21 protein-coding genes are annotated in these 18,042 nt (G+C 57.0%); 8 read left to right on the top strand and 13 right to left on the bottom strand.

Going from position 1 to position 18,042, the window contains the following annotated elements:
• Positions 1 to 38: 38 nt before the first annotated feature.
• A complete protein-coding gene (gene clpX / locus GOV89_RS10915) occupies positions 39 to 1,307 on the bottom strand; it encodes an ATP-dependent Clp protease ATP-binding subunit ClpX (RefSeq protein ID WP_171177726.1) in 1,269 nt (422 codons plus the stop codon).
• A 131-nt stretch (positions 1,308 to 1,438) separates the two neighbouring features.
• A complete protein-coding gene (locus tag GOV89_RS10910; protein WP_171177728.1) occupies positions 1,439 to 2,071 on the bottom strand; it encodes an ATP-dependent Clp protease proteolytic subunit in 633 nt (210 codons plus the stop codon).
• 363 nt (positions 2,072 to 2,434) lie between these two features.
• On the opposite strand from GOV89_RS10910, the gene GOV89_RS10905 reads away from it, so the two are divergent.
• A complete protein-coding gene (locus tag GOV89_RS10905; protein WP_171177730.1) occupies positions 2,435 to 2,776 on the top strand; it encodes a helix-turn-helix transcriptional regulator in 342 nt (113 codons plus the stop codon).
• A gap of 61 nt (positions 2,777 to 2,837) precedes the next feature.
• A complete protein-coding gene (locus GOV89_RS10900) occupies positions 2,838 to 2,975 on the top strand; it encodes an entericidin A/B family lipoprotein (protein WP_171177732.1) in 138 nt (45 codons plus the stop codon).
• 1,116 nt (positions 2,976 to 4,091) lie between these two features.
• Here the strand turns inward: GOV89_RS10900 and GOV89_RS10895 are convergent.
• The 5 genes from GOV89_RS10895 to GOV89_RS10875 all read right to left on the bottom strand — a co-directional run bounded on the left by GOV89_RS10895 (position 4,092) and on the right by GOV89_RS10875 (position 8,478).
• Complete coding sequence (locus GOV89_RS10895; protein WP_171238190.1) at positions 4,092 to 4,541, bottom strand: hypothetical protein; 450 nt, start codon at positions 4,539 to 4,541, stop codon at positions 4,092 to 4,094.
• Between the two features lie 107 nt (positions 4,542 to 4,648).
• Positions 4,649 to 4,969, bottom strand: a complete 321-nt coding sequence (locus GOV89_RS10890) for a hypothetical protein (RefSeq protein WP_171238189.1) — start codon at positions 4,967 to 4,969, stop codon at positions 4,649 to 4,651.
• A 259-nt stretch (positions 4,970 to 5,228) separates the two neighbouring features.
• Entirely contained in the window at positions 5,229 to 5,849 is a 621-nt protein-coding gene (locus GOV89_RS10885; protein ID WP_171238188.1) for a hypothetical protein, read from the bottom strand.
• A 180-nt stretch (positions 5,850 to 6,029) separates the two neighbouring features.
• Entirely contained in the window at positions 6,030 to 7,829 is a 1,800-nt protein-coding gene (gene lepA / locus GOV89_RS10880) for a translation elongation factor 4 (protein ID WP_171238187.1), read from the bottom strand.
• A 118-nt stretch (positions 7,830 to 7,947) separates the two neighbouring features.
• Positions 7,948 to 8,478, bottom strand: coding sequence for a hypothetical protein (locus GOV89_RS10875; RefSeq protein ID WP_171238186.1), 531 nt, complete (start codon positions 8,476 to 8,478; stop codon positions 7,948 to 7,950).
• 264 nt (positions 8,479 to 8,742) lie between these two features.
• Between GOV89_RS10875 and GOV89_RS10870 the strand changes: the two genes are divergently transcribed.
• Positions 8,743 to 9,051, top strand: a complete 309-nt coding sequence (locus GOV89_RS10870; protein ID WP_171177743.1) for a hypothetical protein — start codon at positions 8,743 to 8,745, stop codon at positions 9,049 to 9,051.
• A 66-nt stretch (positions 9,052 to 9,117) separates the two neighbouring features.
• The gene (locus GOV89_RS10865; protein ID WP_171238185.1) at positions 9,118 to 10,071 is read left to right on the top strand and encodes a LysR family transcriptional regulator; all 954 of its coding nucleotides are present in this window, start codon (positions 9,118 to 9,120) and stop codon (positions 10,069 to 10,071) included.
• Here GOV89_RS10865 and GOV89_RS10860 read toward each other — a convergent pair.
• On the bottom strand, positions 10,068 to 10,511 hold the full coding sequence (locus tag GOV89_RS10860) for a low molecular weight protein-tyrosine-phosphatase (protein ID WP_171177747.1): 444 nt from the start codon (positions 10,509 to 10,511) through the stop codon (positions 10,068 to 10,070). The two genes, GOV89_RS10865 and GOV89_RS10860, sit on opposite strands and share 4 nt — an antisense overlap.
• 27 nt (positions 10,512 to 10,538) lie before the next feature.
• Here GOV89_RS10860 and GOV89_RS10855 point away from each other — a divergent pair, with 27 nt between their 5' ends.
• Together GOV89_RS10855 and GOV89_RS10850 are read left to right on the top strand one after the other, a co-directional pair.
• Complete coding sequence (locus tag GOV89_RS10855; protein ID WP_171238184.1) at positions 10,539 to 11,237, top strand: NAD-dependent deacylase; 699 nt, start codon at positions 10,539 to 10,541, stop codon at positions 11,235 to 11,237.
• Between the two features lie 60 nt (positions 11,238 to 11,297).
• Positions 11,298 to 11,906 carry an HdeD family acid-resistance protein gene (locus GOV89_RS10850; RefSeq protein ID WP_171235247.1) on the top strand — a complete coding sequence of 203 codons (609 nt, stop codon included), beginning with the start codon at positions 11,298 to 11,300 and terminating at the stop codon, positions 11,904 to 11,906.
• Positions 11,907 to 11,997: 91 nt separating this feature from the next.
• Here the strand turns inward: GOV89_RS10850 and GOV89_RS10845 are convergent, their stop codons facing one another.
• The 5 genes from GOV89_RS10845 to meaB all read right to left on the bottom strand — a co-directional run bounded on the left by GOV89_RS10845 (position 11,998) and on the right by meaB (position 14,736).
• Positions 11,998 to 12,489, bottom strand: a complete 492-nt coding sequence (locus GOV89_RS10845; protein ID WP_171238183.1) for a copper chaperone PCu(A)C — start codon at positions 12,487 to 12,489, stop codon at positions 11,998 to 12,000.
• Between the two features lie 43 nt (positions 12,490 to 12,532).
• The gene (locus GOV89_RS10840; RefSeq protein ID WP_171238182.1) at positions 12,533 to 12,883 is read right to left on the bottom strand and encodes a hypothetical protein; all 351 of its coding nucleotides are present in this window, start codon (positions 12,881 to 12,883) and stop codon (positions 12,533 to 12,535) included.
• A 68-nt stretch (positions 12,884 to 12,951) separates the two neighbouring features.
• Positions 12,952 to 13,101, bottom strand: coding sequence for a hypothetical protein (locus GOV89_RS10835; protein ID WP_171235250.1), 150 nt, complete (start codon positions 13,099 to 13,101; stop codon positions 12,952 to 12,954).
• Positions 13,102 to 13,291: 190 nt separating this feature from the next.
• The gene (rpmB, locus tag GOV89_RS10830) at positions 13,292 to 13,579 is read right to left on the bottom strand and encodes a 50S ribosomal protein L28 (protein ID WP_171094054.1); all 288 of its coding nucleotides are present in this window, start codon (positions 13,577 to 13,579) and stop codon (positions 13,292 to 13,294) included.
• 185 nt (positions 13,580 to 13,764) lie between these two features.
• On the bottom strand, positions 13,765 to 14,736 hold the full coding sequence (gene meaB, locus GOV89_RS10825; protein WP_171238181.1) for a methylmalonyl Co-A mutase-associated GTPase MeaB: 972 nt from the start codon (positions 14,734 to 14,736) through the stop codon (positions 13,765 to 13,767).
• Between the two features lie 173 nt (positions 14,737 to 14,909).
• Between meaB and hrpB the strand changes: the two genes are divergently transcribed.
• Together hrpB and GOV89_RS10815 are read left to right on the top strand one after the other, a co-directional pair.
• Positions 14,910 to 17,363, top strand: a complete 2,454-nt coding sequence (hrpB, locus tag GOV89_RS10820) for an ATP-dependent helicase HrpB (RefSeq protein WP_171238271.1) — start codon at positions 14,910 to 14,912, stop codon at positions 17,361 to 17,363.
• A gap of 151 nt (positions 17,364 to 17,514) precedes the next feature.
• Complete coding sequence (locus tag GOV89_RS10815) at positions 17,515 to 17,973, top strand: NUDIX hydrolase (RefSeq protein WP_171238270.1); 459 nt, start codon at positions 17,515 to 17,517, stop codon at positions 17,971 to 17,973.
• The last annotated feature ends 69 nt before the right edge of the window (positions 17,974 to 18,042 follow it).

Genomic DNA, 18,042 nt, shown 5'->3' with positions numbered 1-18,042 from the left:
AACCGCATTGTCAAAAACAATAGCCGCGACAGGGCAGCTTACCCAGCAGAAGCTGATTCAGGAGCCGCATCCGCATAGATGAACAAAGGTTGAGACTCGGACGCGACGGCCTCTTCGTTCACCACAACTTCGCTGACATTCTTCATGCCAGGCAGTTCGAACATGGTATCCAGCAGGATGTCTTCTAGGATCGACCGCAGTCCCCGTGCACCGGTTTTGCGCTCGATGGCCTTCTTGGCAATCGCTTTCAATGCGTCATCGGTAAAGTCGAGTTCGACATCTTCCAACTCGAACAGGCGCTGATACTGCTTGACCAAAGCGTTCTTGGGTTTTGTCAAAATGGTGACCAGAGCATCTTCGTCGAGATCCTCCAGCGTTGCCAGAACTGGCAAACGCCCAACAAATTCTGGGATCAGACCAAATTTAAGCAGATCCTCGGGCTCCAAATCCTTGAAAATCTCGCCAACGCCACGATCATCATTGTCGCGCACATCGGCTCCGAAACCCATGGCCGAGCCTTTGCCACGCTGCGCGATGATCTTATCCAGACCCGCAAACGCGCCGCCGCAGATGAACAGGATATTGGTGGTATCCACTTGCAGGAATTCCTGCTGAGGATGCTTGCGCCCTCCTTGCGGCGGAACGCTGGCCACGGTGCCTTCCATCAGCTTCAGCAGCGCTTGCTGCACGCCCTCGCCCGACACGTCGCGCGTGATCGATGGGTTTTCGGACTTGCGCGTGATCTTGTCGACCTCGTCAATATAGACGATGCCGCGCTGCGCGCGCTCAACGTTGTACTCACTGGCTTGAAGGAGCTTGAGGATGATGTTTTCGACATCTTCGCCCACATAGCCAGCTTCGGTCAACGTCGTTGCGTCAGCCATGGTGAACGGAACATCCAGGATGCGGGCCAGTGTTTGAGCCAGCAGAGTCTTGCCGCAACCGGTGGGACCGATCAGCAAAATATTCGACTTCGCCAGTTCAATATCGCTGCCAGCTTTCTGAGCATGATTCAAACGTTTGTAGTGGTTGTGAACCGCCACCGACAAAACACGCTTGGCTGTGGCCTGACCGATCACGTAATCGTCGAGAACCTCGCAAATATCCTTTGGCGTTGGAACGCCATCAGACGACTTCAGCCCGCTGGCCTTGGTCTCTTCGCGGATGATGTCCATGCACAGCTCGACACATTCATCACAGATGAATACGGTCGGGCCTGCGATCAGTTTTCGCACCTCGTGCTGGCTTTTCCCGCAGAAACTGCAGTAGAGCGTGTTCTTACCGTCGCCGCCTGAATTCGTCGCCATGATCTACCTTTCGGGCCTCGTCCCTGCACCCCGTCAGGGATGCGCTTACGCCTGTTTGTGCAGCTTAGGCCAGCACTCTGGCGGCTACAATCTCAAAATGAACCCCGCGCCCAAGGCGCGGAGTGTCGGTCTCAGGCCTCATCTGTGTCCATTTTTGCACGGTTTTCGACGATTTCGTCGATGTGGCCCCAGTCTTTCGCCTCTTCCGGGCTCATGAAATTGTCACGGTCCAGCGCTTTTTCAACCGCCTTTTTGGTCTGCCCGGTATGACGCACGTAAATGTCATACAGGCGATCCTTCAGCTTTTGCGTCTCGGCTGCGTGAATCATGATGTCGCTGGCTTGGCCTTGGTAGCCACCGCTGGGTTGGTGAACCATGATACGGCTGTTGGGCAAGGAGAAACGCATTCCCTTCTCGCCACCAGCCAACAAAACCGACCCCATCGACGCCGCCTGACCGATCACCAATGTGGAACATTTCGGCTTGATGTACTGCATTGTATCGTAAATAGACAAACCGCTTGTTACTACACCACCAGGCGAGTTGATGTAGATCGAGATTTCCTTGTTCGGATTCTCGGCCTCAAGGTGCAACAGCTGCGCGACGACCAAATGGCTCATTCCATCATGAATCGGGCCGTTGATGAAGATGATCCGCTCTTTCAGCAGACGTGAGAAAATATCGTAAGCGCGTTCGCCCCGGCTGGTCTGCTCGACGACCATGGGAACGAGCGTATTCATGTAGGTATCTACGGGATCGAACATTCGGAACCTGCCTGCTTTGCTATGGATCGGGACACTACCCCAACAAGTATTACCCAAGTCTTAGTGTTGGCTCGAGGGGGCTGCAAGGGGGGGCAAGCGAGAACGATGAAGGAATGTAGGATGACACCAATTCCGCACAGCTCGACCCGTTGTTCGCGATCCGGAATACTTTTGAGCCACCGCCTAAACCACACAGCCTTAGTATACGGGGAAAAGCGGCGAGGGTTCCCCTTTCACTCATCACGGTATTTTGATTTATACATATGGAACAAAATGCACGAAACATGTAGGTGAGTGAACGGCGTAGTTGCGCCGTAATATGATAACGTTACCCATTGACGGGGTTAGCAAGGAACTAGAACGATGGCACTTCCACAGTTGTCCCAGGACATGCCCCAAGAAGACATGTATCGCATGGTAGAAAACGCCGCGCTTGCATCTAATTTTCTAAAGGCAATTAGTCACGAAGGACGCCTGATGATTTTGTGCCATCTGGTATCTGGTGAGAAGTCCGTCACAGAACTGGAAGGGCTTTTGTCCGCGCGGCAAGCCGCCGTATCCCAGCAGTTGTCGCGTTTGCGCCTTGAAGGATTGGTCGTACCTCGGCGGGAAGGCAAAGCAATCTACTATCGTTTGGCAGACGATCGTCCACGTCGGATTCTTGAAGTTGTCTACGAGCTATTCTGCGACAGAGACGCCTCCTAACTACTGGTCTGGTCAGTAGAAAGCTGCTACCGAAAATTTATCGAGCACCAAGGAGACGACTATGATCCGTGTATTTCTGATTGGCCTGAGCCTGTTTGCCCTGACCGCCTGCGAAACTGCAAAAGGCGCTGGCAAAGACATCGAAAAAGCCGGGGATGCCATCCAGAACGCTGCAACAGACGTGCAGGAAAACCTGTAAGCGTTTCTGACCCTGATCACCAAGCATCGGCATTTCAAGAAAGACGGGCTCCTGTGTCACTACCAAGCATCCGCGCTTGGACGCTTGGCCCTACGACTTGATCACAAGCCAAATACCGGGGCTCTTTTGTTCGCGCAAAAGAGCCCCGTTCCCGTTCAGCAGAGGGGTGAGTGGTAGCCTGTATGAAACCGTGATCCGGCAAAGGAAAAGGCGTCAGGTGCGCAGACGCGGTCTTTGCATGTACCCTTTCGGATACGCCTGACGCCTTACCGGGTCGGCGCGCCCCGAGGGACGTTCCGATCCTTTTGCCTCAGCCCCACCAGGGGCTTTGGCGATTGCTGAGAATCCATAGGGAAACACAGCATGCATCGGTAAACCAAGAGGATGATCAACTGACGTGGGCGGACTGCCCGCAATCACCTGACCTCAACGGTAAGTCTTTGAAGTTCAGAGAAAATCCCAAGACCCTCTCAATCACTCCAACCCTCCGGCCCTTTGCGTACCGCCTTTGGCTCCGAGGATCCTGGGCGGTGTCAGGACTTTGGCATTCCGGCCGGCTTCGGACAAGAAAATAGCACTGCAGCATGAAAAATTGACGGGGATAAAATGTTGATATCCGCAGGGACACTTCTGTGGATAATCCGAGAAAGCACGGCACTGCGCACAGTTGATGGAGCATTTGTCAATACGGGTAGAAACCGCCCTTTTTCCGCGCAATGCTGCAAGCGCGAACGCCAACATGCACTCTGTAGGCCGAAAAACACCGGGTTTGACAAGTTCTCAGCGCCTCAAACTATCGAATCGCGCACTCAGACTCGAGAGAAACAGACTATCGCATGAACTGGGACCGGATGGCGCGTAAGTCACCGCACGCAACGCCGCGCTGAAGGTCCGCGAGGTCCAGATGCCCGTGGGTCGAGGAACACCGCATTCTGACCCAAAACCAACCGAACCCTGTCGCGGGCAATGCGCGCCACCCGGCCCACCTCCCCTGGTGGAGACAATGGTTGCTTTACTGAGAAGCGGCCCGGCCCGGCTGGCTAACCTACACCTCCGCCGCGCAGACAATCGGGCGGCGGTCCATACCCCCTACTGTCCGGCCGGGCCGGAACCGCTTCAGTTCACCTGACGTTCCAGAACGGTGCTGTAGGTCGTTCCATTCCGCAGGCTACGGAAATCCGCATAGATCTTGCCATCCTCATACCGCGCATCGATCAGCGCATTGGCTCCGATCACCAGCGGTGAGGTTTCAACGATGCCAATAGACCCCGAGCCATCGAGACTTATGGTGCCGGTGGCCTCGTACTCATTCCATTCTGTATCGCCATCACGGCGCCACTTGCTGGGCCCCCAGAAGACATTGTCTTCCTGCATCTGGACGTCGAGCATCCATTCGGCCTGATTAAACCGGGGTTGATCGCCCTTGTAGTAGTGGCTGGGTTGAACGGTCGTGTAAGACCCCAGCCACGTGCCGCGCAGGTCGGGCGTGGTATCGGCCAGAGCGGCCGTTCCAAGGGTGAGGGTCGTGGCCAAAGCGGCTGCTCCGACAGTCATGTATCTGGTCATGGGCTCTCTCCTTTTCGTCTGGTCAACAGATTGGGAGGGCGCTCACAGGTTACAACTTACCTAAGGGAAACTTCATGATTGGTTCACCGGGAGCTTAGAATGGGGCATCAGGCCCAGGCCAGAGCTGTCCCAACAATGACCAGCGCGATGCCGACCCCCTCGCGATAAGAAAAGTTCTCGCCAAACAGGAAATATGAGGCGATGGCGATCAACACGACCTCAGCCCCCAGAATGCCGGTATAGATGATGCCCAACCGTTCATTGCGCAGCGCGGCGAGTTCCAGAGTTGCGGCGGCCAGCAGCGTGGCGACGATCAGAAGGGTCAGGCCAACACCGGGGAGTTTCCACCAGAACTTCATCGAGATCATGGCCACAGAATAAAGACCCGCCGATCCGAGGGCGATGAGTGGGATCATGGATGTGGACATAGGGGCCTCCCGCCGAGGTTGCCGTAGGGTCAAGTATAGCAGGTGGGAGGACTATGGGCTGTGAGGTTGGTCACAGTTGGTAGGTCATCAGAACTGAGGGCAGCGCCGGCCCGAGGGGGTGAGCGGCGTCTTGGAATTCGTCCAGTGGACGAATTCAGCCGCGAACGGGCGGAGCCACGGGGCGCAAACGCTCCGCCCCATGGGGGCAGGTCGGCGCGGCCCGGCGGTAAAGTGGTTAGAGTTCGAGAGATTGAAGAGGTTACTTTTGAGTTTCCGCCGAAAACTTCAAGTGTGGCCACATCTCGTGTATCCAGGCAACAAACACTGCTAACATGAATACCGAATATGTCACCGACCAAAATGCGCCACTGGTCTGAGCTGCCTCGAAAAAGCGTCCTTCATCACCAACTTCTCGAAACCAAAGTCTGGAAGCGAAAACTAGAGACGAGAATACAAAATACACGGCCATCAAGATCAGAAAGCTTGAGTTTGCGACCTTCACGACCGAAGGCGTCAGCTCGTTTGCGGCTTTTAGGTCCTTCAGGTAGTGCTCCCAGCCCGCTACGTTCTTAAACCGGTTTTCAATACGCAATTCAATGAAACGTCCGGCTCTCGCGATGCCATTAACTTCAATGACAAACAGAAATGACATTGCAACAACAACAAGTGGAACGATGTACAAAAATGTACCTTCCATTACACCGGCAATTTTCAAACCTGAAACGCTAGGTATTCCTAACGCAGCGCCAGCAACAATAAAGAAGCGTCTCTGTTGCCGATCAAGGATTTCTCTACGGAGAGATCTGTACTGTTCTTCGAACACTACAATTTCATGGTCGCGTGTTTCGGTTAGCTTAAAGTGCCGATCATAATCACTCATTGGAAACGCCTAAAATATTTGTATTTCAATAAGTTATCACAGTCTGCACTTTCACTCAAGCACACTCTTTGCATGAGGAATTGCAAGTTGCGGAAAGAAAAATCGCGGCACAATGGCCCCGCCGCGTGGGCACGCAGTTGGCTGCGCCAAACGCTTTCGCGCACTCGCACTTAAAATGGATTAAGAATCCATTTTAAGTGCGGAAATAAACGCCTCCTGCGGGATATCGACCTTCCCGAACTGACGCATCTTCTTCTTACCCGCCTTCTGCTTGTCCAGCAGTTTACGTTTCCGCGTGGCGTCGCCTCCGTAACACTTCGCGGTCACGTCCTTGCGCAGGGCGCTCAGGGTCTCGCGCGCGATGACCTTGCCTCCGATGGCAGCCTGAATCGGGATTTTGAACATGTGGCGCGGGATCAGGTCCTTGAGCTTTTCGCACATCGCCCGGCCCCGCATCTCGGCCCGGTCGCGGTGAACCATGGTCGACAGCGCGTCGACCGGTTCGTCATTCACCAGCACCGACATCTTGACCAGATTGTCCTCGGTATAGCCGGTCATCTGGTAGTCGAACGAGGCATAGCCTTTGGTCACTGATTTCAGGCGGTCGTAGAAGTCGAAGACGACCTCGTTCAGCGGCAGGTCATAGACGACCATGGCGCGGCTACCGGCATAGGTCAGGTCCAGTTGGATGCCGCGGCGATCTTGGCAGAGTTTCAGTACGTCACCCAGATACTCGTCGGGCACCAGAATAGTCGCCTTGATACGCGGTTCCTCGATATGGTCGACCTTGGACGGGTCGGGCATGTCGGCGGGGTTGTGCAGCTCGATCATCTCACCGTCTTTCATGTAGACGTGATAGATCACCGACGGCGCGGTGGTGATGAGCTCGATATCATATTCGCGTTCGATGCGGTCGCGGATGACCTCAAGGTGCAGAAGCCCCAGGAAGCCGCAGCGGAAGCCAAAGCCCAGCGCGGCCGAGGTTTCCATTTCAAAGCTGAAGCTGGCGTCGTTCAGCGCCAGCTTGTCGATCGCATCCCGCAGGTCTTCGAATTCGGCCGAGTCCACAGGAAACAGGCCACAGAACACCACCGGCTGCGCGGGTTTGAAGCCGTCCAGCGCGTCCTCAGTCCCGTTACGATCATTGGTGATCGTGTCACCCACTCGGGTGTCGCGGACCTGTTTGATGGATGCGGTCAGAAAACCGATCTCACCGGGGCCGAGGCTGTCGACCATCTCCATCTCGGGACGGAAAACGCCGACGCGGTCGACATGGTGCAGCGTGTTGTTCGACATGAACTTGAGCCGCATCCCCTTTTTCAACGTGCCGTCCATGATGCGGACTAGAACGATCACGCCGAGATACGCGTCGTACCACGAATCCACCAGCATCGCCTTGAGCGGCGCATCCAGATTGCCCTGCGGTGCGGGCAGCTGTTTCACAATGGCTTCCAGCGTTTCGTGGATGCCCTGCCCCGTCTTGGCGCTGACCTGAATGGCATCAGTCGCGTCGATGCCGATCACATCCTCGATCTGTTCGGCCACACGGTCACAGTCGGAGGCCGGCAGGTCGATCTTGTTTAGCACCGGAACGATCTCATGATCGGCATCGATGGCTTGGTACACATTCGCCAAAGTCTGCGCCTCGACTCCTTGAGTCGAGTCCACAACCAGCAAAGAGCCTTCGACCGCGCGCATGGACCGGCTGACCTCATAAGCAAAGTCCACGTGACCGGGCGTGTCGATCAGGTTCAGAACGTAATGCTCACCATCATCCGCCGTATAGTCGATGCGGACCGTGTTGGCCTTGATGGTGATGCCACGCTCGCGCTCGATATCCATGCTGTCGAGCAGCTGTTCCTTCATGTCGCGATCCTTGACCGTTCCGGTCTCTTGGATGAGCCGGTCAGCAAGGGTGGATTTGCCATGGTCGATATGCGCGACGATGGAGAAATTGCGGATATGAGCGAGGTCTGTCATGGGTTGGGGATATGTAGAGGAATCGTGGGTTGGTCAAGGTGGATTGAGTGCGCCGACGATACTATACAACGTCCTTCGACTTGTTCACCTCGGCAAGCCGTTTGACAATTGCTTGAGCCTACGATGAATTCCCGCAATCTGAAGCCAGCTTATAGTCCCGCTCTCGATCAAGAACGCCACGCCAATCAGCTTTCAAAATTAGGTCCCTAAGCAAAGGAACATGGCAAGTTCGATCCCGAGCATAGAAGTGGCGCCGGTTAATCACGAGGATTGGGAATGGTGTTTCATCCCCCTCAAACTCCGCCGTCAATACGGTTAGAAAATTGTCTTCATCATTACTTTGAAAGTCGCTTTCGACAAATCCGAGCGCCCTTACGATTTCTTCATCGAGAGCCTCAAAAAAATGGTCGGTAAAAATTACCATAAGGTCAAAATCAGAAAGTTGTTTTGAAGGATAGTTGAAGTCGATCTTCTGATTGAAATCCCCGCCGGTTACTTCAGTGGCGAGTTGACCGGAGATGCCTGAAATGAGCACTCTGACAGGTCTATCCAGGTCGTCTGATCGATCTTGAGCAGTGCTTTGCTCTGCCATGCCGAACACAAACATCAAAGTCGCGATTAAGAATAGTCCTGTTGTTTTTAGTTTCATTAAAACTTCCGCGTTCATAAACTTGAGTGTTGGAACAACCGTATAGCCAATAGTCCAGCAATCAAGCTATGTCGCGATGGGTGCGGGTTACACTCTTTCAGATGAATGCCGAGTTGAAGCCCGCCCTGCGGGCTAGGCGTTTCCGACTCGTGCAATCACTTTTTTGCAACGTACGATTGATCCGTTAACCACTTTGATTCATACTCCCGCTCAGACTGAGAGGGGCACAAGATCCCTCAGGGCAGGCAAAAACGAGGCATGAGCATGAAACAGTTCCTCTTAATCGCTTTCTGTGCCGCAACGATGACGGCCATCGCTCCGCAGGTTGAGGCCGCGCAGATCAAGCGCGCCTGCCTGGCGTCGGATCGGGCGGCGGCCACACGTGATCGGTGCAGCTGCATTCAGCGCGTGGCAGATCAGGCACTGACGCGCAGTGACCAGAAGACCGTCTCGAAGTGGTTCGAAGACCCCCATCAGGCGCAAGAGCTGAAAATGTCGCGCACGGCGCGTGATGATGCGCTGTGGGATCGGTATCAAAACTTCGGCCAGATGGCGCAGGCGATCTGCAGCTAACGCACCGCAAATCCTTGACCTGATCCACGCTGCGCCTCAGAAAAGTTGCAGCGAAAGGGATGTGCGATGGTGATGAAAGGGCTGACCCTGCGGGGCCTTGAGGTGTTCGAGGCTTTGGCGCGGACGGGATCGGTAGCGCAGGCCGCCGAGATCACCGGGCTCAGCCAGCCGTCCGTATCCCAGCAACTGCGCAATTTGGAAAAGGCGCTAGGCACCGATCTGGTTGATCACGGGCGGCGGCCTATGCGGCTGACCCAGGCCGGGCGCAGCTTTCTGGCGCGGGCCGAGGCTGTGCTGGCCGAATTGCAGGTGGCCCAAAGCGAGCTTTCGGTCATGGAGTTGGGTCATCTGACCACGCTTTCCATCGGGTTGATCGACGATTTCGACAATGATCTGACTCCACGGTTGGCCACATTGCTGGCCGATAGCCTGACCCGTTCGAAATTCAAACTGATCACCTTGTCGAGCCTCGATCTGTTTGAAGCTTTGGCCGAGCAGCGCCTCCACATGGCGATCACCGCCCATAGCGGTGAGGCGCTGGAAGGCGTGATCGAGTATCCTTTGGTCCGCGATCCGTTCATTCTGGTGGCCCCAAAGGGTTCGGGCGCGGTCGAGGCCGTGCAAGAGAGCTTGCCGTTTCTGCGTTACGCGCGCGAGCAACTGATCAGCCGCCAGATCGAAGCGCATATGGCGCGCGACGGGAAAGAGTTCGAGGAACGGTTCGAGATCGGCTCACACATGGCTTTGATGGCCATGGTCGCGCGGGGTTTGGGTTGGGCAATCACGACGCCGCTGGGCTTCATGCGCGCGGCACGCTTCCATGACGGGTTGGAGGCGCACCCTGCCCCGTTTGGAGATTTCTCTCGCACGATCTCGCTTTTGGCCCGCACCGATTGGTCGGATCAGGTCCCGCAGGAGGTCGCAGGTATGACACGTCGGCTGATGCAAAACCAGATCATCGAACCGGCCCTTAACAAACTGCCCTGGCTGAACGGTCAGTTGAAGGTGATCGGCGGCTAGCGCTCCAGATGAGCGGCCAAGCCGGCTACTGCTGTTTCGATCAGATCCAGCGCACCATCGAAATCCCGCGTATAATAGGGGTCAGGCACATGATCAGACTGGGTTTCATGGGCAAAGTCGGTCAGCAGGCGCACAGGCGTGGCGTTGCCCGTAGGACGCAGATCCTCAATATCCGCGATGTTGTTGGCATCCATGCCAATGATCAGATCGAACCGATCAAAGTCGGCGGCTGTAAACTGTCGGGCACGCAGGTCGCTAAGGTCAAATCCTCTGGCTTTTGCGGCGGCCTGCATGGGGCCGTAAGGCGGGTTGCCTGCGTGCCAACCCATGGTTCCGGCACTGTCGGTTGCGTGATGCGGCGCGCGATCGCGAAAGACGCCTTCGGCCGCAGGGGACCGGCAGATGTTGCCCAAACAGACAAAGAGGATACGGTGTGACATATGCAAGCTGTACCGTGTGGAGAGGACATGGAAAAGATTGTCATTCTGACCGGAGCCGGAATTTCCGCTGAAAGTGGGCTAGGTACCTTTCGCGATGAGGGCGGATTGTGGGCCAAGCACCGGATCGAGGATGTGGCCACGCCCGAAGGCTTTGCCCGCAATCCGGCCTTGGTTCAGGGATTTTACAATGCCCGTCGCGTTCAGGCGGCTGGCGTGAAACCCAATGCCGCCCACAAAGCACTGGCCCGGCTACAATGCGACTGGCCCGGTGAAGTGGTGATTGTCACTCAGAACGTCGACAGCCTGCACGAAGCCGGTGGTGCACGGAATGTCATTCACATGCACGGCACCTTGGCCGGCGCGTTGTGTTCGAACTGTGGGCACCGCTGGACTGCCCCGCCCGAGATGGCGGTCGCAGAACCCTGCCCCTCCTGCAACCGGCCAACAGCCCGTCCTGATGTAGTCTGGTTCGGAGAAATGCCTTACCACATGAATGAGATTTACGACCATCTGGCCAGCGCGTCGCTCTTTGCAGCCATTGGCACATCGAGTCAGGTCTATCCAGCAGCGACCTTTGTGCACGAGGCACAAGCGGCAGGCGCGCAAACTGTCGAGATTAATCTGGAGCCAACGCTTGGGGCCTCGGGGTTTGACACATATATCCTTGGCAAGGCGTCAGAAACGGTGCCTCACTGGGTAGAGCAATTGCTGGCACGACCCTCATAAGATGCAGACAACACTATATTTTTTGCTTAGATTGCGCCCGAAACGATTGGAGGATCAGCCATGGCCGACCAAGAACCCAAAACCGGCGAAATCCTGGAGGATGGCAGCATGGCCCAGCGCGACTTGCTGGGCGAGCAGCTATCCAATCTCTGGTGGACCTTTTTACTGCGTGGAGCATTGGCGGGGATTGTTGGCATAGCTGCGCTGTTCTGGCCCTCTGGCAGCATCGCCGTGCTGTTGCAACTGGTCGGAGTACTGTTGATCCTGGATGGCGGCCTGACTCTTTTTGGGGTTGGACGCCGTGGTGTTTTAGGAGGTGCCGCGATCGGCGCGCTAGTGATCGGTCTGATCCTGCTGATCTGGCCGGAAGGCACGGTCAAGCTTGCCTTTTTCCTGTTGGGTGCATGGGCGCTTATCATCGGGATCGGTTCACTGGCCGCCGCTCAGCAGATGCACCAGCGAGACCCGCAACGCGGATCAATGCGGGTTTCGGGCTTTGTTGCCTTGGTTGTCGGGCTGGTTCTGATGATCTGGCCAGCGGTGGCATTGGTGGCGCTTGGGTGGGGTATCGCATTTTCGGCGCTTGCAATTGCTGCTGTCATGTTCTGGCTGGCCTCCCGGTTCCGAAAAGCGGGTGATCGGGTCGGACTAAAAACCGTGAATAAATAAAAGCCACCCCCCTGAACAAACGCACTCAGGCCGGGCAATGCCCGGCCTGATGCATGGAAAAGGTGCAACGTGGCGCAAAGACAGGCGCGCTTTAATCCGTGCTCTCTCCGTGAGATCCGTGACCGCCATGACCACCTTTGTCTTGACGTTCCAGATCAACGGGTATCTCGATCTCGACCTCACCGGCATTCTCGAAAATCAGAGTGACGGGCACCATTGCGTCTTGCTCGAACGGCACTGTCAGGCCCATGAACATCACATGAGCCCCGCCGCGTTTCAGCATGTAGGTTTCGCCAGCGGGAATGACAAAGCCTTCTTCCACATGCACCATCTTGGCCACGCCGTTATCGCCGACCTCGTGTGTATGCAGCTCAACACGGGCCGCGGCGTCCGAAGTTGCGCCGATCAGACGGTCATCTGCGACGCCCTGATTCTCGATCATCATGAAAGCGGCACCAGCCTTGGCCGTTTTGCCCGAAGAGCGGGCATAAGCGTCATCCACCTTGATGGTGCCATCGGCCAGAGCGGGAACGGCCAGCGTGACTGCAGCCAAGGTTGCAAGCAGTTTGGATTTGAGGGACATCGCGCCTCTCCTTGTTGTTCAAAACTTTAGAAAAGATGGGTTTTTAAACAATAGAAGGCGGCGCGCGGGCCGGAGCGCGCGGCACCGGCAATGCGATCTGGTTGCCCACATCTCGCAATGGCGCGGGTTGCGCAAGTTCCGGCGCTGCGGGCAATGTGGGATGGGTCGCGGCAATTGCCCCCATGAGGGACAGCGCGTAATCCGGGCAATAGTGCGGTGGCGCAGTAGGTTGCCCACTTTCATCCATGTAGACAGCGACCGGGCCATTTCCGGTGCACAATACCATCTGGCCAACAGCACTATTCATGCCGCGCGACATGGCAAGACCCTGCCCGGTCAGCACCAGAAGCAGGGATAAAACAAACGGCAGAATACTGGCGGTCTTAGGTCTCATCCTGACCTTGGTATAGGTCAGCGTGCAAAGGCGCTTCAAGCGCTAAAGGGTCGCGCTTGAAGCGGTTTTCAGTAGTCCACCCCAGGTCGTTTCACTTCGCTTGCAGTAAAGCTGGTGTGCGACCGGTTCACTTTGCGCTGCATCTGCGCACAGGCTGCAATTGCCTTGCGGAGCACAGCGGCCAGAAACAGAAAAATGTAGAAACTTTTTAACGACATATTCGGGCCCCCGCCTGATGAATGACCTAACGTTAAGTCAGATTCGAATCTCTGTATGTGAAGAAATTCACCAATCGAAAAAATTATTTCGAATTCGGGAACAATGCGAATTGCCGCCATATAGCCACAGAACAAAAAAGCCCCGCACCAAAAGGGTACGGGGCCTTGAATTACGTAAGAGAATAAAGGCTTAGGCCGAGGCTTGCGCCTTGGCGATTTCCTTTTTCACTTTCAGAGCGTTTGCCGACAGCTCTTCGTCCTTGGCTTTAGCCAGGAACGCGTCCAGACCACCGCGGTGGTCGACCGAGCGCAGCGCAGCTGCCGAGATGCGCAGTTTAACACCGCGACCCAGGGTCTCGGACTGCAGGGTGACGTCGTTCAGGTTCGGCAGGAAACGACGTTTGGTTTTGTTGTTGGCGTGGCTGACATTGTTGCCAGTCATCGGGCCTTTTCCGGTCAGTTCGCAACGGCGCGACATGGTTTCTTCCTTTGTTTCTGGAGGCCGGGCTTCAGACCCTTGGCCAAATCACAAGGGGCGCAACCCGAAGTCGCGCCCGAAAACTGGTTGGATGCGTGTAGTGGGAATCGCCGGGAGGGTCAAGACAGGCCGCGCGAAATCTTTTATTTTGCACAGCCCGTAGGCTCCCCGACCAAACCCGACCATCAGGTCAGCGCACCGAGCAGTTCCTCTGCCGCTTTTGCCGGGTTCAAATGCCCTGCTGAGACTTCGGCGTTCAGACGCTCCATCTCGGCCTTGGCCTGCGGTGTGTCGAGGCGCGCAAGAAGAGCATGACGCACCTCTTGGTCGAACCAATACCGTGCTTGCGCCGCGCGATTGGCTTCCCAAATGCCATTGTCCCGACGCCATTGGGTCAAGGATTGCATTTCGTCCCACGCCTGCTCCAGCCCATGTTCTTCAACCGCTGATACGGTCATGGCCTTGGGAAAACCCTCGGGATCTTGCGGACGTTTACGCAGCAGTCGCAACGCTCCTGCATAGTCCGCGCAGGTGCGTGTGGCGGTGGCCTTCAGGTCGCCATCAGCCTTATTGATCAGGATGATGTCGGCCATCTCCATTATGCCGCGTTTCACACCCTGCAATTCGTCTCCGCCCGCAGGGGCCAACAACAGCAGGAACAGATCCGACAGCTCGGAAACAACCGTCTCCGACTGCCCCACACCAACCGTTTCGATGAGCACCACATCATAACCCGCCGCCTCGCACAGGGCGATGGCCTCACGGGTGCGACGGGCTACGCCGCCAAGGTGGCTTTGGCTGGGAGAAGGCCGGATAAAGGCATTTTTTTCCCGACTCAGGCGTTCCATCCGGGTTTTGTCGCCCAGAATCGAACCACCCGAACGTGCCGAGCTCGGATCGACCGCCAAAACAGCCACACGCATTCCTTGCCCAGTCAGCATCATGCCGAAGCTTTCAATAAAGGTGGACTTGCCAACCCCGGGTGTCCCCGACAAACCGATCCGCAACGCCTGACGTCCCGATCCCGCAAGCTGAGTTAAAAGCTCGCTGGCTTGCGCCCGATGATCAGCACGATTGCTTTCGACAAGAGTGATGGCACGCGCCAGCGCACGACGCTCGCCGTTCAATATCCTGTCACTTAAACTGTCTGTCTGCATGCTTGTTCCGTTCCCAGAGGCAGGAATAGTTGCCGTGGTCGGGGGGTATTTGTCCAGACCGAAGAGCACGGGAATTGCGCGCAACACAAATCCTGCGGCATTTCGTTCATGGCCTGCTGCTTGTGCAAGTGCGGGAACTGGACGCCGCCAGCACGATGGCGGATAAGGTGCGCATGACCAATCGCCTGCCCATAGATGACGCCGTTCCCGCCTTGCGGAATGCCTTGCGTGCCCGTGGACGCGCTGTGCTGCAGGCACCGCCAGGCGCAGGCAAGACCACGCGGGTGCCGTTGGCGATGCTCGAGGCCGATCTGTGCGACGGCAAGATCGTGATGCTGGAACCCCGAAGGCTGGCAGCGCGGGCAGCGGCAGAGCGGATGGCGGAGACTTTGGGAGAGCGCGCGGGGCAGACCGTGGGCTACCGTGTACGTGGCGATGCGAAAGTGTCCAAGGACACGCGGATCGAGGTCGTCACCGAAGGCATCCTGACCCGAATGCTGCAATCAGACCCTGACCTGCCCGGTATCAGCGCGGTGATTTTCGACGAATTCCACGAACGCTCTTTGAACGCTGATCTGGGGCTTGCGCTGTGCCTCGAGGTGGCAGGTGCGCTGCGGGATGACCTAATCCTGCTGGCCATGTCTGCCACCTTGGATGCCGAGCCCGTTGGCCAATTGATGGACGCCCCGCTGATCACGTCCGAGGGGCGCAGCTTTCCTGTCAAGACCCGCTGGCTGGATCGCCCCTTGGGGCTACAAGCACGTCGTTTGGATGCGCTGGTAGAACTGGTGGTACAGGCCGAACGTGAAACGCGCGCCACAGGAGGTGGTCTTTTGGTGTTCCTGCCCGGTGAAGGCGAAATCCGGCGGGCCGAGGCCGCCTTGAAAGCCAGACTATCTGAAGCCTGTGCCGTGTATCCATTGTTCGGGGCAATGCCCTTTGCCGCCCAGCGCGCAGCGATTGCCCCCGCTAAAAGCGGGCGCAAAGTGGTGCTGGCGACGTCGATTGCCGAAACCTCTTTGACCATCCCAGATATCCGCGTGGTCGTGGATATGGGGCAAGCGCGGCGGGCACGGTTTGATCCGGGCTCGGGCATGTCGAGGTTGGTCACAGAACGCGTGACGCGGGCCGAAGCGACGCAACGCGCGGGTCGCGCGGGCCGTGTGGCCGAAGGCGTGTGTTATAGGCTGTGGTCAAAAGGTGAAGAAGGCGCGCTGGCCGCCTACCCGCCCGCCGAGATCGAGGCAGCTGACTTGACCGGACTGGCGTTGGAACTGGCGTTGTGGGGCGCGGACGCCAATGATCTGGCCTTTTTGACACCGCCGCCCGACGGAACACTGGCCGAGGCACGGGCATTGCTGACGATGCTTGGCGCACTGGACGATAAGGGGCGGATCACTGATCACGGGCGAGCCTTGGCCGCGTTACCTCTGCACCCCCGGCTGGGTCACATGTTGGAAAGCGCAGGTTCGCAAGCTGCGCCATTGGCGGCACTTATGGCTGAACGTGACCCCTTGCGCGGCGCCCCGGTCGATATCGCGCTACGGCAAGAGGCGTTGCGCGACGTGCGGGCGTTTCAGCGTAACCGCGTATGGCAGGTGAATATGGGCGCCATAGACCGTATCCAGGCCGAAACCAAAAGACTGCGGGCGCAGGCCAAGAACGTGTCCGAGCGCCTGAGCCCTGCGGCCATGGTCGCCCTGGCCTACCCTGATCGCGTCGGACAGCGGCGCATAGGAGAAGCACCGCGCTATTTGCTGTCGGGCGGCAAGGGCGTTGTTCTGGACAATGGTGACACGCTGGCGGGCGCGCCTTACTTGGTTGTGAACGATACGGATGGCAACCCGCGCGAAGCAAAGGTACGCATGGCCACGCAGATCTCGGAACAAGAGATCCGGGATTTGTTTTCCGATCAAATCGCCTGGGTTGACAGTTGCACGTGGTCGAAACGCGAACGCCGGGTTGTGTCACGACGACAGGAACGGTTCGGTGCGATCACCTTGGATGATCGTATCTGGAAGGAAGTCCCGGATGAAGATGTCGCGCGGGCCATGCTGGACGGGGTCCGCGACCTAGGGCTGCGACTGGACGGGGCCGCCGGTCGACTGGCAGCCCGGGTCGAACTGGTGCGCGCAGACGGGACCGACCTGCCCGATTTCTCGGTCGAAGGCCTGATGGCCGACTTGGAGGATTGGCTGCTGCCGATGCTCTCAGGCGTCAAAAGCGCGGAAGATTGGAAGCGCTTCGACCTGTTACCCGCCCTGCGCGCCCGTTTGGATTGGGCACAGACGCAAGAACTGGACCGCCGTGCACCGGGATCGTTTGAAACACCGCTAGGACGCAAGGTGCCGATTGACTACAGTGCAGCGGTGCCAGAAATCTCGGTCCGGTTGCAGGAATTGTTCGGCGTTTCGATTCACCCGGTTGTCGGGGGCGCGCCGCTGAAAATTACCCTTCTGTCACCTGCGCAACGTCCGATCCAGATCACCCGCGATCTACCCGGATTCTGGGCTGGCTCTTACGCGGACGTGCGCAAGGATATGCGAGCCCAGTATCCAAAACACCCGTGGCCGGAAGACCCAACACAAGCCGACCCAACGTTGAGGGCAAAGCGCAGACGCGGCTAAGGCAAGACCGGCCGGGGCTGAAACAGTGTTCAGCCACTCGAACCGAAAACCGCTCACGAATACTGAAAATCTGAAGACTTAATTGAAATTCAACATTTCCACTGTTACGTCCCTTCAGTTCCGATGACAGGATATGGTTGATACGCTGCGGATGGGTTCAAAACTGCGAAATATCTGGGAAGAGGTTGGTCGGCCTTTGTTCCTGCGCCCCAGACGGGTGCAGTTCGCGGCTTTGTGCACCCGAAAACACAAAGGGCAAAATGAGGTACTGTTGATCACCAGTCGGGATACCGGGCGCTGGATCATTCCAAAGGGCTGGCCGATTGACGGTCTGGACGGGGCCGAAACGGCGCTGCAGGAGGCCTGGGAAGAGGCCGGAGTGCGAGCGGACAAGGTGGACAAGAAACCCATCGGTCACTTTACTTACGACAAAATCCTCAAGGACGGGTCGACGCAACCGGTGCTGACCAATGTATACCGGATTATGGTGCGCAAACTGGTCGAAGACTTCCCCGAAGCCCATCAGCGGACACGAAAGTGGTTTTCACCGGCCGAAGCCGCCACGCAGGTGCAGGAACCTGAACTACAGTCGCTGCTGCGTCAAATGTAACAACTTCGCAACAAATTGATGACATGCGGCTTGTCCTTGCAGCATCGAAACGTTAGCTGCGGGCCGTCT

This window comes from Ruegeria sp. HKCCA5763 (genome assembly GCF_013034545.1).
Classification (GTDB): Bacteria; Pseudomonadota; Alphaproteobacteria; order Rhodobacterales; family Rhodobacteraceae; genus Ruegeria.
The sequence above is the reverse complement of the archived record's forward strand: the minus strand, read 5'-3'. Positions and strand labels throughout refer to the sequence as shown.

What these genes read in the sequence shown, in the direction of transcription:
- GOV89_RS10815 (WP_171238270.1), top strand. Translation starts at nt 17,515, where the DNA reads ATGGGTTCAAAACTGCGAAATATCTGGGAAGAGGTTGGTCGGCCTTTG.
- GOV89_RS10895 (WP_171238190.1), bottom strand. Translation starts at nt 4,541, where the DNA reads ATGACCAGATACATGACTGTCGGAGCAGCCGCTTTGGCCACGACCCTC.
- GOV89_RS10865 (WP_171238185.1), top strand. Translation starts at nt 9,118, where the DNA reads ATGGTGATGAAAGGGCTGACCCTGCGGGGCCTTGAGGTGTTCGAGGCT.
- GOV89_RS10870 (WP_171177743.1), top strand. Translation starts at nt 8,743, where the DNA reads ATGAAACAGTTCCTCTTAATCGCTTTCTGTGCCGCAACGATGACGGCC.
- GOV89_RS10885 (WP_171238188.1), bottom strand. Translation starts at nt 5,849, where the DNA reads ATGAGTGATTATGATCGGCACTTTAAGCTAACCGAAACACGCGACCAT.
- GOV89_RS10845 (WP_171238183.1), bottom strand. Translation starts at nt 12,489, where the DNA reads ATGTCCCTCAAATCCAAACTGCTTGCAACCTTGGCTGCAGTCACGCTG.
- GOV89_RS10910 (WP_171177728.1), bottom strand. Translation starts at nt 2,071, where the DNA reads ATGTTCGATCCCGTAGATACCTACATGAATACGCTCGTTCCCATGGTC.
- hrpB (WP_171238271.1), top strand. Translation starts at nt 14,910, where the DNA reads ATGACCAATCGCCTGCCCATAGATGACGCCGTTCCCGCCTTGCGGAAT.
- GOV89_RS10905 (WP_171177730.1), top strand. Translation starts at nt 2,435, where the DNA reads ATGGCACTTCCACAGTTGTCCCAGGACATGCCCCAAGAAGACATGTAT.
- GOV89_RS10860 (WP_171177747.1), bottom strand. Translation starts at nt 10,511, where the DNA reads ATGTCACACCGTATCCTCTTTGTCTGTTTGGGCAACATCTGCCGGTCC.
- GOV89_RS10855 (WP_171238184.1), top strand. Translation starts at nt 10,539, where the DNA reads ATGGAAAAGATTGTCATTCTGACCGGAGCCGGAATTTCCGCTGAAAGT.
- GOV89_RS10875 (WP_171238186.1), bottom strand. Translation starts at nt 8,478, where the DNA reads ATGAAACTAAAAACAACAGGACTATTCTTAATCGCGACTTTGATGTTT.
- GOV89_RS10850 (WP_171235247.1), top strand. Translation starts at nt 11,298, where the DNA reads ATGGCCGACCAAGAACCCAAAACCGGCGAAATCCTGGAGGATGGCAGC.
- meaB (WP_171238181.1), bottom strand. Translation starts at nt 14,736, where the DNA reads ATGCAGACAGACAGTTTAAGTGACAGGATATTGAACGGCGAGCGTCGT.
- clpX (WP_171177726.1), bottom strand. Translation starts at nt 1,307, where the DNA reads ATGGCGACGAATTCAGGCGGCGACGGTAAGAACACGCTCTACTGCAGT.
- GOV89_RS10900 (WP_171177732.1), top strand. Translation starts at nt 2,838, where the DNA reads ATGATCCGTGTATTTCTGATTGGCCTGAGCCTGTTTGCCCTGACCGCC.
- GOV89_RS10890 (WP_171238189.1), bottom strand. Translation starts at nt 4,969, where the DNA reads ATGTCCACATCCATGATCCCACTCATCGCCCTCGGATCGGCGGGTCTT.
- GOV89_RS10840 (WP_171238182.1), bottom strand. Translation starts at nt 12,883, where the DNA reads ATGAGACCTAAGACCGCCAGTATTCTGCCGTTTGTTTTATCCCTGCTT.
- GOV89_RS10835 (WP_171235250.1), bottom strand. Translation starts at nt 13,101, where the DNA reads ATGTCGTTAAAAAGTTTCTACATTTTTCTGTTTCTGGCCGCTGTGCTC.
- rpmB (WP_171094054.1), bottom strand. Translation starts at nt 13,579, where the DNA reads ATGTCGCGCCGTTGCGAACTGACCGGAAAAGGCCCGATGACTGGCAAC.
- lepA (WP_171238187.1), bottom strand. Translation starts at nt 7,829, where the DNA reads ATGACAGACCTCGCTCATATCCGCAATTTCTCCATCGTCGCGCATATC.